A 15,084-nucleotide genomic window follows, 5' to 3' on the forward strand; every position below is an offset into this window, starting at 1 on the left:
GCTCGTGTTTCGCAGTGCAGAATATAAGACTGCACCGTGAACTTTTGTTGTTCGACTTTATCACAAGATTTGCCATTTGCAATAGGACGTTTTTCTCCTGTTTCAGAGGGGGAGGGCGACACCCAGGAGATGTACATGATCAAGAAATATAGCCAAGAAAAAACGATCCATCTTGTCATAGATCGTCCGGATAAGAAGAACGCCCTGAACCGAAACATGTATGAGCAGCTGGCAGGTTATGTGCGGGAGGCAAGTTCTGACCAGCATGTGCATGCCATCGTCATCTCGGGTGCTGAAGGTGTGTTTACCGCCGGCAACGATCTTGATGATTTCCGGGCGCGGGCTACGGACGAAAACCCGAAACCCTCTGCCGGCCTTGCATTCATTGAAGAATTGATGGCGTGTGATACTCCGGTGATAGCGGCGGTGGAAGGGTTGGCGATTGGTATTGGCACCACTATGTTGCTCCATTGCGACAGCGTATTTGCGGGGCGCTCGGCCAGGTTCAAAACTGCCTTTGTCGATTTGGGGTTGGTGCCGGAGGCTGCTTCAACTGTGACCATGCCATTGCACCTTGGCTCCCGGATGGCTGCTGAATTGCTGTTGCTTGGTGAAACCCTGGATGGCACCCAGGCCGGTGAGTGTGGCCTGGTAAGCCGGGTGGTAGATGATGGACGGGCTGTGGATTCGGCCCTGGCCCTGGCGGGCAGGCTGGGAGAAAAGCCCCGAGACGCATTGCGGGCCAGCAAGCGTTTAATGAAGGCGCCATGGCGCGACCAGGTGCAGCAGGCATTGGACCGGGAGCGCGGTGTGTTCAGTGAGCGCTTGCGTTCCGATGACTGCCGTGATGCCCTGAATCGTATGCAGCGCCGTTAACCGGCGCTGTTATCCCAGTAAGGCGTTCTTAGCTCCCGCTTCAAGACCTTGCCAATGGTAGAGCGAGGCAGTTCCTGCCGGAACTCTACGGCACTGAGGCGCTGGGTCTTGCCCAGATGCTGGTTGGCCCAGTCCCGGATTTCCTCTTCTGTTTCCTGGCATCCGGATTTCTTTACCACCAGAGCGAGGGGAGTTTCGCCCCATTGGCTGCTGGGTATGCCGATAACCGCAGCATCGGATACCGCAGGATGGCTGAGGACGACTTTTTCCAGGTCTACGGCGTAGATGTTGAAACCGCCGGAAATAATCATGTCTTTCCTGCGGTCGAGAATATGAACAAAGCCGTCTTCGTCAATGCGGCCCATATCGCCGCTGCGATAAAAGGCAAGTCCATCGGGGCTTTGCCACAGCATCTCCCTGGTCTGCTCCGGGCGGTTTACGTAACCCCGCATCATGGAAATCGCGCGCCCGACAATCTCGCCGATCTCACCCTGAGGCAGCTCCTTGCCATCTTCGCTGACCACCCTTACTTCAGCCCCTTCGGTGGGCAGTCCGACGGTATCCCATTTGTCCGGATAGGCAGCGCAGTCGAGGCTGGTGGAAATGCCGCCTTCTGTGAGGCCATAGACCTCCCGGATATTGCCTGGCCAGCGTTTCATGGTTTCGGCGATCACATGGGCCCGGAGCGGCGCACTGGTACAGAGCTTGAGCTTGAAGCTTGAAAGGTCAAACTGGTCGAAGTCCGGAACCGCCAATATGCGCTCAAACTGCACGGGCACCAGCATGGCGTGGGTGACTTTGTGCTGTTCTGCCAGTTCAAGGAAGCGACGGGCATCAAACCTGGCCATCAGCACGAGGGTGCCGCCATAGAAAATGGTCGGTAGCACCGATACCAGGGTGGTGTTGGAGTACATTGGTGTCGATACAAGGTTAACGGCTTCACCGTTGAGCCCGAACCGGCTCATCCTGACCATTTGCCGCTGGCGGAACCGGTAGTCGTGGAGTATGCCCTTGGGAGTTCCGGTCGTGCCTGAACTGTAAATGATGTTGAACGGATCGTTCAGTGTTACCGGCGCCGGGTCTGGCTCGGCGGGAATCGAGCCCAGCCAGTCCTTTAAATGCTGTCCGGCAGCATCGTTGTCCAGCCCGATCACCTCATCGTGATTCAGGCCGGCCCTGAGGCTGGCTTCGGCCCAGATATCGAGGTTTTTACGGGAAACGAACAGGAACCTGGAGCCGCAGTCACGAATCATCAGAGCCAGGGATTCGCCGCTGGCCATACCGGAAAGCGGCACCATGCAGCCACCCGCCACCAGGGTTCCCAGATAGAGGGCCACCATTTCCCTGCTGTTTTCCGACAAGGCCGCAACGCAGTCGCCTTTTTTAAGGCCGGCCTGTCGCAGCCTGTTGGCAATGCGGTTGACCTCATGCAGCAGGCCGGCCCAGCTGAGTGCTCCCTTTTCGTCGATGATCGCGGTCTTGTCGCCTTGTCCGCTGGCAAAGGCTTGAATACGAAAACCGATGGCCTCCATGGCTTCGCCGGAGTCAGTGGGAGCGTATACGGGCATTTCGTCAAATCGCGTTTTCATTTTGTCATCCTTTGATGTTGTAGTTTTGCTAGATGAAATTAACTTCCAATTATATTGACTCATAACCGTTGCGCGTGACAAATTATCTGGAAAGCAAAATAGAACACACAAAAATAAATCATGTTAGCGGGGAGAATTTCATGGGGCGATTTGATCAGCGAGTGGTAATCGTCACCGGGGCCGGAAGTGGTATCGGGCGGGCAACCGCACTCAGGCTGGGTCGCGAAGGGGCATCCGTTGTGCTTGTTGATGTCGCCGAGGGCGGCTTGCTCGAAACCGAGAATCAGATGGCTGATGGTGTATCTGTGCTGCGTCGGGTGGCAGATGTTGCTGATGAGGCTGCGGTAACTGCCCTGGTAGCCGAAACCATGAAGACCTTTGGCCAGATTGATGTGCTGTGCAATATCGCCGGTATCGCCAGTATTTCCGGAGCCCATCCGCCGGTCACCGAGAACAGTCGTGACGAGTGGGAGAAAGTGCTCGCTGTAAACCTGCTGGGAACCATGCTGACGATAAAGCACGTTGCACCTCACATGCAGGCCCGCAAGAAGGGCAGCATTGTCAATACTGCATCTGTTGCCGGTATTCGTTCGGGGGCTGGAGGCAATGCCTACAGCGCATCAAAGGCCGGCGTGATCAACCTGACCATGACCGCAGCCTGTGACCTGGGGCTGGACAACGTGCGGGTAAACGCTGTTTGTCCCGGGCTGGTTGAAACCGGTATGACCCAGAAAGTCTTTGACTATGCCCGGGCACACGAAAAGGCCCACAAGCTCGGCTCCCGTTGTGAGTTGCGCCGTTATGGCGATCCCGCGGAAATTGCTGCCGCCATCCTTTTTCTCGCCAGTGACGACGCAAGTTACATTACCGGCCAGGCCCTGGCCGTTGATGGCGGGAACACCGCGTCCCTCAACCTGCCTGGAATGAAAGCCTGATGAGCAACAGTAGTCTGCACATTACCGGTGGCAAAGACTTGCCGGGTTTTCACAACATGCTGGGCTACCGGCAGGTGTCGTGGGAAGAGGACGAGGCCGTGATCGAGCTGGAAATCCAGGCGGATCACCTGAATCTGGGTGGTGTTATCCATGGTGGAGTACTGACCTCCCTGCTGGATATTGTCATGGCCGAAGCCGGCACCTACTGCCCCTACCCCGGGCGCATGCGCAAAGCCATTACGCTTTCGCTGACCACCACGTTTACCGGGCAGTGCACCGGGGGCGTAATCCGGGTGACCGGTCGTAAGCGCGCGGGTGGAAGCAGGATTTTTAACAGTACCGGTGAAGTTCACGACGAGCAGGGCAATCTGCTTGCAATCGGTGAGGGCACTTTCCGGATACGTTCTGGTAGTGAGAAACCTGAAGGCGTTCCCGTCTGAATGCCTGCTAACGCGATTGCCGGCGTTAGTAGCAGTCGCAAATAACTGAACAGAGAGGAAGCGGATATGTTCGAGCTGTCTGACAAGGCCAAGAAACTGCAGGCCGAATTAACCGAGTTCATGAATGCCTATATCTACCCGAATGAAGAAAAGCATCACCATCAGGTGGCAACCGCGGAGAACCGTTGGGCACCGGTTCCGATCATTGAAGAGCTGAAAGAAAAAGCGAAGGCTGCCGGGCTGTGGAACCTGTTCCTGCCAGAAAGTGATCTGGGTGCCGGGCTGACAAACTTCGAGTACGCACATCTGTGCGAGATTATGGGCCGCTCCGAGATGGCTCCCGAGGTATTCAACTGCTCCGCGCCGGACACCGGCAACATGGAGACCATTGCCCGTTACGGAAACGAGGAACAGCAGGAACAGTGGCTGAAGCCGCTTCTGGATGGAAAAATCCGTTCCTGCTTTTCCATGACAGAGCCGGACGTCGCTTCCTCTGACGCAACCAACATTGCTTGCGAGATCCGTCGGGACGGTGACGAGTACGTTATCAACGGTCGTAAGTGGTGGTCTTCAGGTGCCATGACCACCACCAGCAAGATTGCCATCGTTATGGGCAAAACCGATCCCACCGCTCCCAAGCACCAGCAGCAGTCGATGATTCTGGTGCCACTGGATGCACCCGGGGTGAAAATGATTCGCCCGCTGACGGTATTCGGTTATGACCATGCGCCGCACGGCCACGCCGAGATTCACTACGACAACGTGCGTGTACCGGTCAGTAATATCCTGCTGGGTGAAGGTCGCGGCTTTGAAATCGCCCAGGGGCGCCTCGGGCCGGGCCGTATCCACCATTGCATGCGCACCATCGGTGTCGCCGAGCGTGCGCTGGAGCTGATGTGCAAGCGCGCGAATGCCCGTGAGGCCTTTGGTCGCCCGCTGTCCGAATTTGATTCCATCCGGAAAGACATTGCCCGTAGTCGCATCGACATCGAGCAAGCTCGCCTCATGACCCTCAAGGCTGCCCATATGATGGATACCGTAGGCAACAAAGTGGCCCGTCAGGAAATTGCCATGATCAAGGTGATTGCCCCGAGCATGGCCCTGAAGGTCATCGACCGCGCAATACAGGTGCACGGTGGTGCTGGCGTCAGCCAGGACACCTTCCTGGCGTCGGCCTGGGCGAAAGTCCGTACCCTGCGCCTGGCAGACGGCCCGGATGAGGTTCACCTGGATTCCGTCGCCAAACTTGAATTGCGTCAGTACCGCTGAAACAGCTGTTACCCAGAGTAATAAGGATTCGGAAATGACTAATCCATTATTTGATATGACCGGGAAAGTGGCTGTTATCACAGGCTCCACCAAGGGCATTGGCCGGGCCATTGCCGAAGAAATGGCCCGCTGTGGCGCCCGGGTTGTGATATCCAGCCGTAAGGCGGAAGCCTGTGAACAGGTAGCCAGTGAAATGCGGGCCCAGGGCTTTGATGCCATGGCCATCGCTTGTCACGTCGGCAAGAAGGAGGACCTGCAAAACCTGGTCGACAAAACTAACGAAGCCTGGGGCACCATCGACGTTCTGGTTTGCAACGCCGCGACCAACCCGGTGTATGGTCCGACCGCTGAGATGACCGACGACGCCTGGGACAAGATCATGGACACCAACGTCAAGGGAACCTTCTGGCTCACCAATATGGTGCTGCCACAGATGGCCGAAAAGGGCTCAGGTTCTGTGGTGCTGCTGTCCAGTATTGCCGGTATTCGCGGCAACACCACTATCGGCACTTACGGTGTGTCCAAGGCGGCAGAAGCTGCCCTGGCACGCAACCTGGCCGTTGAGTGGGGGCCGAAGGGTATCCGTGTGAACAGCATTGCGCCGGGCCTGATCAAGACCGATTTTGCCAAGGCGCTTTGGGAAGACCCGGTTCGCGTAAAGCGGGCAGAAGACAAAACCCCGCTTCGGCGCATCGGTGATCCGATCGATATTGCCGGCCTGGCTGTTTTCCTGGCGACCCCGGCCAGTGCCTACATTACCGGGCAGGTGATTGTTGCCGACGGTGGTGAAACCATCTGCTGATACCGGGAAACCGCAACACCCCTGCCGCCGGGCCCTGTCTGGCGCCAGGGGTTATCAGAACATAACGACAAGAGATAATCATGAGCATGACTCCAGAGCTGGTAGCGGTTCTGCCAGCCCACAAATTCGATGAAGCCCGCCTGCTCAACTGGCTTCAGCAGGCATTGCCGGACTTCGGTAACCAGATGGACGTGAAGCAGTTTCAGGGCGGGCAATCCAATCCCACCTTTCTGCTGGATACCGGCAACAGGCGTTATGTACTGCGGAAGAAGCCCCCGGGAAAGACGCTGCCTTCGGCTCACATGGTGGAGCGGGAATACCGCGTTATGCGCGCGCTCGCTGAACACACATCCGTTCCGGTACCCAATGCTCGCGTACTGTGTGAAGACAGTGAGGTCATTGGCACTCCCTTCTACGTGATGGATTTTCTGGAAGGCAGGATTCACTCCCATTCAGCACTCAAAGAGCTGGAGCGTGAAGAGCGAATGAGGGCTCATCACTCAGCTATCGACACGCTGGCAGCTTTGCACTCTGTGGATGTCAACGCTATTGGACTGGCAGATTACGGCCGTCCGGAGGGCTATGTGTCCCGCCAGGTGGCTCGCTGGAGCAAGCAATATCTCGCATCCCGGACGGATGACCTGCCGGCCATGGACAAACTGATGTCCTGGTTGCCGGAGAACCTCCCGGCCAGGGACGAGACTTCGATTGCCCACGGTGACTACCGGTTTGGCAACCTGATGCTGGCACCGGATCGCCCGGAAGTAATCGCGATCCTGGATTGGGAACTGTCGACTCTCGGGCATCCGCTGGCAGACCTTGCCTATTACTGCCTGCCATACCACCTGCCTGCTGATATGCCCGGTATGCGTGGCCTGAATGGCGAAGATCTGCAGGAGCTTGGTATACCAAGCGAGCAGGAAACCATTGCCCGGTACTGCGCGCAAACCGGCAGAGACGGCATTGATGACTGGCACGTATTCCTGTCGTTTTCGTTATTCCGGCTGGCAGCCATTCTTCAGGGTGTGTACAAGCGGGCCCTGGATGGCAATGCTGCCAACGCCAATGCGCTGGAAGTTGGCAAGCGTGCCAGCCTGCTGGCGGATATTGGCTGGCAAATCGCTTGTGAAGGCCGGAAGCCATGAGCGGAGAAGTGATTATGCAGGGCAAGATTGCCAATCGAATTCTGATTACCAACGATGACGGCATCAATGCGCCGGGTATCGCGATCCTTGAAACCATTGCCCGGCGGTTGGCCGATGAGGTTTGGGTTGTGGCGCCGGAACATGATCGCAGCGGAGCTGGCCAGAGCATATCCATTCACAGTCCGTTACGGGTTTATCAGGTTGGGGCTAATCGTTATTCGGTGTCTGGCACGCCGGCCGATTGCGTGTTGTATTCCCTGGCCGAGTGGTTCGGGGAAACACCGCCAGACCTGGTGCTCTCCGGTGTGAATTGTGGTGCGAACATCAGTGATTCGGTCCAGTACTCCGGTACCGTTGGTGCGGTACTGAGTGCACACCACATGAACATTCCGGCCATTGCGCTGAGCCAGGCTTACCTGAACCGGGACGACGTCCGCTGGTCGCCGGTGGAAACCTTTGCTGAAGCTGTCATTCGCAGACTTTACCGCCCCGGCCAGGTTCTGGCGTGGAATGTGAACTTTCCAGCCTGTGAAGCGGCCGATATTACCGCAGCCCGATGGTGTCGGCAGTCCAACGGCTCTATCCAGAAGCCAACACTGGTCGCTGGCCGTGATGCGCGCAGCCTGCCTTACTGGTGGCTTGGTTTTGACCGGAGCTCACGCCACATTGTGGCGCCGGATGCGGATGTGACCGTACTTCGTGAAAAAGCCGTTGCCATTTCACCGTTACGCCATGACGAGCCCTTGCCCGGGGCTGTTGATTATTTTGATTTGTCCGCTCAAGCGGTTGACTGAATTAACCCAGGGGGAGAACAAGAATATGTTTACACGCCACTACAAGGTTTGGCCGAAAGATCTGCCCAAAACCATGACCCTGCCGAAAACCAGTCTGTACACCAACCTGGAACTCTCGGCACTGCGTTATCCGGACCACAATGCCATCGTTTTCTACGATGCGCCCATGACCTATGCCCGGCTTAAGCGAGAAGTCGATACTATGGCGGGTTACCTGCAGGCCCAGGGGGTCAAGAAGGGTGATCGGGTCCTGCTTTATATGCAGAACTCCCCGCAGTATGTGATCTCCTACTATGCCATCCTGCGGGCCGACGCCGTGGTTATTCCTGTGAATCCCATGAACCGCGCGGCGGAGCTTGAGCACTATATTTCGGATACTGGCTCCACGGTGTGCATGGCGGGCCAGGAACTGGCGGGCTTCATCGCGCCGTTGATTGGTGAGACCAACCTGGAACAAGTGATTGTTGCGTCTTACAACACCTACATTAACCCGGAAACCGACCTGACATTGCCGGCTGAAGTTGCTGCGCCCGCGTGGTCCAGGGATATACCGGGAGTGGTTACCTGGGAGGCGGCCCTGGAAGCCGGACACAAGCCCGGTGAACATACTGCCGGCCCGGATGACCTTGCCGTTATCCCGTACAGCTCCGGTACCACCGGGGCACCCAAGGGCTGCATGCACACTCACCGGTCGGTAATGGCGACAGCCGTGCACCGGGTATTCTGGAACCTGTCTACGCCCGATGGTGTGCAGCTTTCCACGCTGCCATTCTTCCATGTAACTGGTATGACGGGCTCCATGAACGGCCCCATCTTCTCGGGTGCCACTTCCGTAATCATGACCCGTTGGGACAGAACCACCGCGGCGCGCCTGATTGAGCGCTACAAGGTCACCGGCTGGACCAATATCGTCACTATGGCGGTGGATTTTCTGTCAAACCCGGAGCTGGGTAGCTACGACATCAGCAGCCTGAACATGATCGGGGGTGGTGGTGCCGCGATGCCTGTTGCGGTGGCGGAAAAGCTCAAAAAGCTGACAGGCCTTGATTACATCGAAGGATACGGCTTGTCTGAAACCATGGCAGCTACCCACATCAACCCCGGTAACAACCCTAAACCGCAATGTCTGGGGATTCCGGTATTTGATGTTGACAGCCGGATTATCGATGTCGACACACTTGAAGAAAAAGGCGTGGGAGAGACCGGCGAGATCGTTTCCTGCGGGCCTCAGGTCACTCTGGGTTACTGGAATCGACCCGTGGATACCGAGGCCTCGTTCGTCGAAATCGATGGTAAGCGTTTCTTCCGTACCGGCGACCTGGGTTACTACGACGAAGACGGCTATTTCTTCATGGTGGATCGGGTCAAACGCATGATCAACGCGTCTGGCTTCAAGGTCTGGCCGTCTGAGGTAGAAGGGTTGATGTACCGTCACCCATCCATCCACGAAGTTTGCATTATTTCTGCCCCGGACCCCAAGCGTGGTGAAACGGTCAAGGCTTGTATTGTACTAACGCCTGAGGCTGAAAACACAACAACCAAGGATGACATCATCAGTTGGTGTAAGGAGCAAATGGCGGCCTACAAGGTACCAACCATCATTGAATTTGTTGATGAGTTGCCAAAATCACCGACCGGAAAGCTGATGTGGCGGACACTTCAGGAGCAGGAGTGGCAGAAGTAGCTTGCACAACACTGGAAGTTAGGAAGGCGGCTCCCCCCCACTCTCAGGGCTTGCCGCCTTTTTGCACTGACCGGAAGGCTCAGACCACGTACATGGCCAGATTTTCCAGTACGCAGGCTGGCTTGTCTTCGTCCCTTATTTCCACCACGGTCTGGTAGGTGGCCAGCAGGCGGTGATCATCCACCTGCTTCAGGGATGCCAGCTCAACCCGGGACCGGATATCCGAGCCAGCCTTCACCGCCGCCGGAAAACGCAGCTTGTTCAGGCCATAGTTGATGGTGGCTGAAGTACCGGTCACCTTGATGACCTCGCTGTTGAGCTTGGGGATCAGTGATGCCGTCAGGTAGCCATGGGCTACCGGGCTCTTCCAGGGTGACTCCCGGCTGGCCCGGTCGACATCCACATGGATCCACTGATGGTCGCCGGTGGTTTCGGCAAAGGCGTTTATCATGGCCTGGCTCACGGTTACCCAGGGGCTGTGGCCAATGAGCATGCCCTGATAGGCTGCCAGTTCATTAATATCAACAGTAATCATAGGACCTTCCTGATAGTGGATTGATGAAGGGCTCAAACGTTGTAGCCAGGAGACCTGGCATCAAGCAGTCTCAGAAGGGCGGGCCAGGTGAGCTTTGCTGCCTTGCCGAGTGAGCCTGATTGATCCGCCGTGGTGTCGATAGCCTGTTGGGTGGGCATGTATACCGGGCCACAACTCTGCGCTTTTACCTGTATCTCGCAGGCCTTCATCAGGAAGTAGAGGTATGTGAAGGTTTCCGGCACGTCGCGGCCCACGGTCAGAATGCCGTGATTTCGCAAGATCATCATGGATTTGCTACCCAGATCCTGGATCAGGCGCTCCCTCTCATCAAGGTTGAGCGCTACGCCTTCATATTCGTGGTAACTCAGGTGCTCAAGGCACAGCATGGCGGTCTGGCTCAGGGGCTGGAGGCCATCACGGTGGGCTGATACCGCAACACCATCTGCTGCATGCAGGTGCATGACGGCTCCGGCATCTTCACGCCCCATATGTACGGCACTGTGGATGGTAAACCCCGCCGGGTTAACCCTGCGCAGCCCGCCAGCCTCCACGACTTCGCCATTTTGGTCGACTTTCACCAGGGATGAGGCGGTCATTTCATGGAACAGCAATCCGTAGGGATTGATCAGAAAGTGATGATCAGGCCCGGGCACCCGGGCTGACAGATGGGTGAACACCAGGTCGTCCCAGCCAAACAGGGCTACCAGTCGATAGGCAGCAGCCAGTTCGGTTCTTATTTTCCATTCGGCTTTTCTCAGATCAGCCTGCATTTCGTCCGGGTGGTTTTTTGTCATGATTGTTCCTCCGCAGAGAATGATTACTCAAGGTTATTCCGGGCATAAAAAAGGGGTGGCATAGGCCACCCGGAAAGAGGGTCCTGACTGATGTGGAGACAGACCCAAGGTTCACTGATTTGGTATCAGTTGGCTTCCAGCAGAGCGGCATAGCGCTCAAGATGGAAGTCATCATCGCCCAGCTGGTGGTTGATCATCACCAGGCGCTTGGCGTAGTGGGCAAAGTTGTATTCCCAGGTCATGCCGATACCTCCGTGGGACTGAACGCCCTTTTCGGAAATAAACTGGGCGCTGCGACTAATTACGTTTTTAGCGGCCGCAATTACCCGACGGCGCTCGTCGCTCTGAGGCTCATCAGCCACACTGGCGGCAAGGATGGCCATTGAACGAGCCTGCTCCAGTTCGGACATCATGTCAGCCATCCGGTGCTGAAGTACCTGGAACTTACCGATGGGTACGCCAAACTGCTTGCGCTGCTTGAGGTAGTCCAGGGTCAGGTCACAGGCGACTTCCATAACGCCGACCGCCTCACCACACAGAGCGGAAATGGCACGGCCAACCTGGTATTCAATAGCATCGGCCGCTTCGCCTTCGCTTCCCAGCAGAGCGTCTGCACCCACCTTGACATTGTTCAGGAGCAGGTCGCAGCCCTTGGCGCCGTCAATAGTCGGGTAGCTGCGACGCTCCAGGCCATCAGCGTTGGCGTCGATGACAAACAAGCTGATGCCAGAGGCATCACGGCTGCTGCCAGAGGTGCGAGCAGAAACCACCAGCAGGTCGGCACTATGGCCACCGATTACAACCGCTTTGCGGCCGTTAAGAACATAGTCGCTGCCGGCTTTCTCGGCGGTGGTTTCTACGTCATTTGTGTTGTAGAAGCTCTGGGGCTCCTGCAGGCCAACGGCTACCTGGGTTTCGCCTGTTGCTATGCCTGCCAGCCACTGTTCTTTCTGCTGTTCATTGCCGGCCTGGCTGATCAGCCCGCCGCCGAGAACCACAGACTGGAGGTACGGCTCGATGCACAGACCGCGGCCCAGCTCGGTCATCACGCTTTGAACTTCAACGCCGGTGCCGCCAAAGCCGCCGAGTTCCTCGGGGAATGGCACCGCCATCAGGCCCAGTTCGCCCAGTTGCTTCCAGAAACTTTCACTGAAGCCAAGCTCTGATTCGCTGTATTCCAGCCGTTTTTCGAAGCTGTACTCACCGCGAACCAGACGAGCCACGGTGTCCTGCAGCATTTGCTGCTCTTCGTTGAGTCGGAAATCCATGGTCGCCTCCTTAAAGTCCCAGAATCATTTTCGAAACGATGTTCTTCTGGATCTCGTTTGATCCACCGAAAATAGACAGCTTGCGGTTGTTGAAGTAATGGGCAGCCAGAGGAGCAGCACCCGGGTCAGACAAGAATTCGCCGTCATAGGCCTGGTCCATCTCTTCTTCAACAAACGGAATGGCGTAAGGCCCGATCGCCCGGCGTGCCAGGTCGTTGATGGCCTGGCGAATCTCGGTGCCGCGCACTTTCAGCATGGAACTTTCCGCTCCCGGAACGCCGCCGCCCTCTACCGAGGCAACAATTCTCAGGTTGCTGATCGCTGCTGCCATCAGGTCGATTTCGACCTGCGCGATACGTTGGCTGAAGGTCTGATCCTGAATCAGGGGTTTGCCGTTCTTCACCTGACGGCTGGCCAGCTGCTTGAGGTGTGTCAGCGCTGCCTTGGACAGGCCGATGCCGGCCAGGCCGGTGCGCTCGTAGGTGAGCAGGTACTTGGCATAGGTCCAGCCTTTATTTTCTTCACCTACCAGGTTTTCGGCCGGAACCTTCACGTCTTCAAAGAAGACTTCATTAACTTCGTGCTCGCCGTCCAGAGTGATGATCGGACGAACGGTGATGCCCGGGGTATTCATGTCGATCAACAGGAATGAGATGCCTTCCTGCGCCTTCACTTCAGTGTTGGTGCGTACCAGGCAGAAGATCATGTTGGCGTGCTGGCCCAGCGTGGTCCAGGTCTTCTGGCCATTAACGATGTAATGGTCGCCTTCGCGCACAGCCCGTGTTTTCAGGGAAGCCAGGTCAGAACCCGCGCCTGGCTCGGAATAACCCTGACACCACCAGTCTTCGCCGCTCAGAATCCGGGGCAGGTATTGCTGCTTCTGTTCTTCGGAGCCGAACTTGATGATGACCGGAGCCACCATATTTACGCCGAAGGGAATGGAGCGGGGCACGCCGTAACGGCAGGACTCTTCATCCCAGATGTGCTTTTGGACCGGTGTCCAGCTGACACCCCCGTACTGTTCCGGCCAGTGCGTGGCGTACCAGCCTTGCTCGCTGAGAATTTTTTGCCACCGCTGGTGGTCTTCCTTGCTCAGCTTGCGAAAGCCTTTCACCTTAGCTGCGATGTCCGCAGGCAGCTTGGCATCCAGAAATGCGCGAACTTCGTCGCGGAAAGCCAATTCCTCGGCTGTGTAATTCATGTTCATAGGTAACCCTCACCGTGCTCTTAGCGAAAATGTATACCGCATAGCAGAATTACCCAATGATCCATCAACCAAACGGTGGATGTCAATGCTAACGGAATCAACTGTCAAAAAAATGCATCGTTGTAGACATGCAAAAAGATAAATGGACTTGTTGATATAAAAATCTTCATCTATATTCGGATGCGTGGAAGATGGTACTGCATAATGAAATGCAAATAACCAGCAGTTCCGCTGTGCGGAATTATTGCGCGAAGGTATGTGCCAGTCCCGTAGATTTAACAATAAAGACGCTAACCAACTCCGATGCGAGGTTTTTCAAGATGACAACAACAACCCGTTTTGCCACCCATCCGCTGGTCCGCGCCGTAGCCCTGGCGGGTGCACCTCTGCTGATGCTTGGCTCGGTAACTGCCCAGGCGCAGAGCAACACAGAGCTGGAAGAGCTGCGTGAGCGCATCCAGGTTCTGGAAGGAAAGCTGGAAGGTGCTGTGTCGACTGCCCCTGAAACGCGGGACGATAGCCGTTATCTGTTGCGTGATGGCAAAGGCATCAAGATTGGTGACACCACGATTTCGTTTGGCGGGTTCATCAAGGCCGATGTGATTTTCGGATCCAACGGTAATGGAATCAGCAACGGTTACTCCATTGGTTTGCCCCGGACGCTTGCCAAGGCGGCCAATGAAGGTGAGAGCGACTGGAAAACAGGCTTCTCTGCCCGTGAATCTCGTATCAGCATTGGTACCAAGACCGAGGATGTTGCCGGCCATGATTTGACCACGTACATCGAAATGGATTTCAACACCGCGGCTGATGCTCCCGGCAATGAAGTTGTCTCAAACAGCTATAATCCGCGCATGCGGCAGGCGTATGGCTCCTGGAATGGTTGGGATTTTGGCCAGACCTTCACAACCTTTACCGATCTGGCTGCATTGCCAGAGATTCTGGACCAAGGTAAACAGGCTGCCTTTATCTATACCCGACAGCCGATGCTCCGCTATAACATGTCCGCTCCGGGTGGCAAGTTGATGGTCGCCCTCGAAAACCCGGAAGATGGTTTTGGCTCTGAATCCTATGGCGATCAGTCCTATCCGGATCTCGTAGCGCGCTATCAGACTCGCGGCAACTACGGTATCTACTCTGTTGCGGCCCTGCTGCGCCATCTGGAAGATGATGCTGCGGAGGACACCAAGGCAGCCGGTGCTGTATCTCTGAGTGCCCGTATTCCTACGTTTGGGCGTGATGACTTGCGTCTGCAATACAGCTATGGAGCGCTTGGCCGTTACATGGGGCTGTTCACCTACCCGGATGTGGATCGGGCTGAGCAGGCGGCCGGAAAGGTTGAGCCGCTGAATACCTACGGGGTCACTGCGGCCTACCGTCACTTCTGGAATTCAACCTGGAGAAGTAACCTGACGGTTTCCCATACCGAGATTGTGGACGATCTGGACTTCTCTCCTGCAGGGACTCTCAGCTATTTCGACTCCTCCACCTCAGTCCACGCTAACCTGCTGTGGTCCGCTCATAAGAACCTGACTCTGGGTCTTGAGTATGCCTACTGGGACTTTGGCGAGATCGCCGGCAGCGGCAGTCAGCAGTATGAGCAGGTAATGGCTTCCGCCAAGTTGTCATTCTGATCAGCGATTTCCGTTGAGTTAAAACGAATATCAGGTATTTCATCGCTTGCCCCGGGTGCGCTGCACGCCGGGGCTTTTTTGGGCCTGCCTGAAACTCGTTGCCGGATGTCAG

14 protein-coding genes are annotated in these 15,084 nt (G+C 56.4%); 9 read left to right on the plus strand and 5 right to left on the minus strand.

Annotated elements, in window-relative coordinates:
• The first annotated feature begins 135 nt into the window (after window positions 1-135).
• On the plus strand, window positions 136-876 hold the full coding sequence (locus tag B9Q17_RS06055) for an enoyl-CoA hydratase/isomerase family protein (RefSeq protein WP_094624516.1): 741 nt from the start codon (window positions 136-138) through the stop codon (window positions 874-876).
• On the opposite strand, the gene B9Q17_RS06060 is transcribed toward B9Q17_RS06055, so the two are convergent.
• Complete coding sequence (locus B9Q17_RS06060) at window positions 873-2,465, minus strand: class I adenylate-forming enzyme family protein (RefSeq protein ID WP_094624517.1); 1,593 nt, start codon at window positions 2,463-2,465, stop codon at window positions 873-875. The genes B9Q17_RS06055 and B9Q17_RS06060 overlap by 4 nt on opposite strands.
• Window positions 2,466-2,605: 140 nt before the next feature.
• On the opposite strand from B9Q17_RS06060, the gene B9Q17_RS06065 reads away from it, so the two are divergent.
• From B9Q17_RS06065 to B9Q17_RS06095, 7 genes are all read left to right on the plus strand, one after another.
• Window positions 2,606-3,400 (plus strand): SDR family NAD(P)-dependent oxidoreductase, encoded by a 795-nt coding sequence (locus B9Q17_RS06065; RefSeq protein WP_094624518.1) that lies wholly within the window; start codon window positions 2,606-2,608, stop codon window positions 3,398-3,400.
• Window positions 3,400-3,840: a PaaI family thioesterase gene (locus B9Q17_RS06070; RefSeq protein WP_094624519.1), complete on the plus strand. Its 441-nt coding sequence runs from the start codon at window positions 3,400-3,402 to the stop codon at window positions 3,838-3,840. Before B9Q17_RS06065 ends, B9Q17_RS06070 begins: the two co-directional genes overlap by 1 nt.
• A 66-nt stretch (window positions 3,841-3,906) precedes the next feature.
• Window positions 3,907-5,109, plus strand: coding sequence for an acyl-CoA dehydrogenase family protein (locus B9Q17_RS06075; protein ID WP_094624520.1), 1,203 nt, complete (start codon window positions 3,907-3,909; stop codon window positions 5,107-5,109).
• A gap of 34 nt (window positions 5,110-5,143) precedes the next feature.
• Window positions 5,144-5,911 carry an SDR family NAD(P)-dependent oxidoreductase gene (locus B9Q17_RS06080; RefSeq protein ID WP_031210154.1) on the plus strand — a complete coding sequence of 256 codons (768 nt, stop codon included), beginning with the start codon at window positions 5,144-5,146 and terminating at the stop codon, window positions 5,909-5,911.
• Between the two features lie 80 nt (window positions 5,912-5,991).
• A complete protein-coding gene (locus tag B9Q17_RS06085; protein ID WP_094624521.1) occupies window positions 5,992-7,056 on the plus strand; it encodes a phosphotransferase in 1,065 nt (354 codons plus the stop codon).
• Complete coding sequence (surE, locus tag B9Q17_RS06090; RefSeq protein ID WP_244177324.1) at window positions 7,053-7,850, plus strand: 5'/3'-nucleotidase SurE; 798 nt, start codon at window positions 7,053-7,055, stop codon at window positions 7,848-7,850. The genes B9Q17_RS06085 and surE overlap by 4 nt, the downstream gene beginning before the upstream one ends.
• Window positions 7,851-7,875: 25 nt before the next feature.
• Window positions 7,876-9,534 (plus strand): long-chain fatty acid--CoA ligase, encoded by a 1,659-nt coding sequence (locus B9Q17_RS06095; protein WP_094624522.1) that lies wholly within the window; start codon window positions 7,876-7,878, stop codon window positions 9,532-9,534.
• A gap of 79 nt (window positions 9,535-9,613) precedes the next feature.
• Here the strand turns inward: B9Q17_RS06095 and B9Q17_RS06100 are convergent, their stop codons facing one another.
• The 4 genes from B9Q17_RS06100 to B9Q17_RS06115 form a co-directional block, all read right to left on the minus strand.
• Complete coding sequence (locus B9Q17_RS06100) at window positions 9,614-10,069, minus strand: MaoC family dehydratase (RefSeq protein WP_094624523.1); 456 nt, start codon at window positions 10,067-10,069, stop codon at window positions 9,614-9,616.
• Between the two features lie 32 nt (window positions 10,070-10,101).
• Window positions 10,102-10,863, minus strand: coding sequence for a class II aldolase/adducin family protein (locus B9Q17_RS06105; protein WP_094624524.1), 762 nt, complete (start codon window positions 10,861-10,863; stop codon window positions 10,102-10,104).
• Between the two features lie 125 nt (window positions 10,864-10,988).
• Window positions 10,989-12,131: an acyl-CoA dehydrogenase family protein gene (locus B9Q17_RS06110; protein WP_094624525.1), complete on the minus strand. Its 1,143-nt coding sequence runs from the start codon at window positions 12,129-12,131 to the stop codon at window positions 10,989-10,991.
• A 10-nt stretch (window positions 12,132-12,141) separates the two neighbouring features.
• Window positions 12,142-13,338, minus strand: coding sequence for an acyl-CoA dehydrogenase family protein (locus tag B9Q17_RS06115; RefSeq protein ID WP_094624526.1), 1,197 nt, complete (start codon window positions 13,336-13,338; stop codon window positions 12,142-12,144).
• Window positions 13,339-13,529: 191 nt separating this feature from the next.
• Between B9Q17_RS06115 and B9Q17_RS06120 the strand changes: the two genes are divergently transcribed.
• Entirely contained in the window at window positions 13,530-14,972 is a 1,443-nt protein-coding gene (locus B9Q17_RS06120) for a DcaP family trimeric outer membrane transporter (protein WP_244177325.1), read from the plus strand.
• The last annotated feature ends 112 nt before the right edge of the window (window positions 14,973-15,084 follow it).

This window comes from Marinobacter vinifirmus, from assembly GCF_002258215.1.
GTDB lineage: Bacteria > Pseudomonadota > Gammaproteobacteria > Pseudomonadales > Oleiphilaceae > Marinobacter > Marinobacter vinifirmus.

What these genes read in the sequence shown, in the direction of transcription:
- surE (WP_244177324.1), top strand. Translation starts at nt 7,053, where the DNA reads ATGAGCGGAGAAGTGATTATGCAGGGCAAGATTGCCAATCGAATTCTG.
- B9Q17_RS06110 (WP_094624525.1), bottom strand. Translation starts at nt 12,131, where the DNA reads ATGGATTTCCGACTCAACGAAGAGCAGCAAATGCTGCAGGACACCGTG.
- B9Q17_RS06105 (WP_094624524.1), bottom strand. Translation starts at nt 10,863, where the DNA reads ATGACAAAAAACCACCCGGACGAAATGCAGGCTGATCTGAGAAAAGCC.
- B9Q17_RS06055 (WP_094624516.1), top strand. Translation starts at nt 136, where the DNA reads ATGATCAAGAAATATAGCCAAGAAAAAACGATCCATCTTGTCATAGAT.
- B9Q17_RS06115 (WP_094624526.1), bottom strand. Translation starts at nt 13,338, where the DNA reads ATGAACATGAATTACACAGCCGAGGAATTGGCTTTCCGCGACGAAGTT.
- B9Q17_RS06095 (WP_094624522.1), top strand. Translation starts at nt 7,876, where the DNA reads ATGTTTACACGCCACTACAAGGTTTGGCCGAAAGATCTGCCCAAAACC.
- B9Q17_RS06070 (WP_094624519.1), top strand. Translation starts at nt 3,400, where the DNA reads ATGAGCAACAGTAGTCTGCACATTACCGGTGGCAAAGACTTGCCGGGT.
- B9Q17_RS06075 (WP_094624520.1), top strand. Translation starts at nt 3,907, where the DNA reads ATGTTCGAGCTGTCTGACAAGGCCAAGAAACTGCAGGCCGAATTAACC.
- B9Q17_RS06060 (WP_094624517.1), bottom strand. Translation starts at nt 2,465, where the DNA reads ATGAAAACGCGATTTGACGAAATGCCCGTATACGCTCCCACTGACTCC.
- B9Q17_RS06085 (WP_094624521.1), top strand. Translation starts at nt 5,992, where the DNA reads ATGAGCATGACTCCAGAGCTGGTAGCGGTTCTGCCAGCCCACAAATTC.
- B9Q17_RS06100 (WP_094624523.1), bottom strand. Translation starts at nt 10,069, where the DNA reads ATGATTACTGTTGATATTAATGAACTGGCAGCCTATCAGGGCATGCTC.
- B9Q17_RS06065 (WP_094624518.1), top strand. Translation starts at nt 2,606, where the DNA reads ATGGGGCGATTTGATCAGCGAGTGGTAATCGTCACCGGGGCCGGAAGT.
- B9Q17_RS06120 (WP_244177325.1), top strand. Translation starts at nt 13,530, where the DNA reads ATGGTACTGCATAATGAAATGCAAATAACCAGCAGTTCCGCTGTGCGG.
- B9Q17_RS06080 (WP_031210154.1), top strand. Translation starts at nt 5,144, where the DNA reads ATGACTAATCCATTATTTGATATGACCGGGAAAGTGGCTGTTATCACA.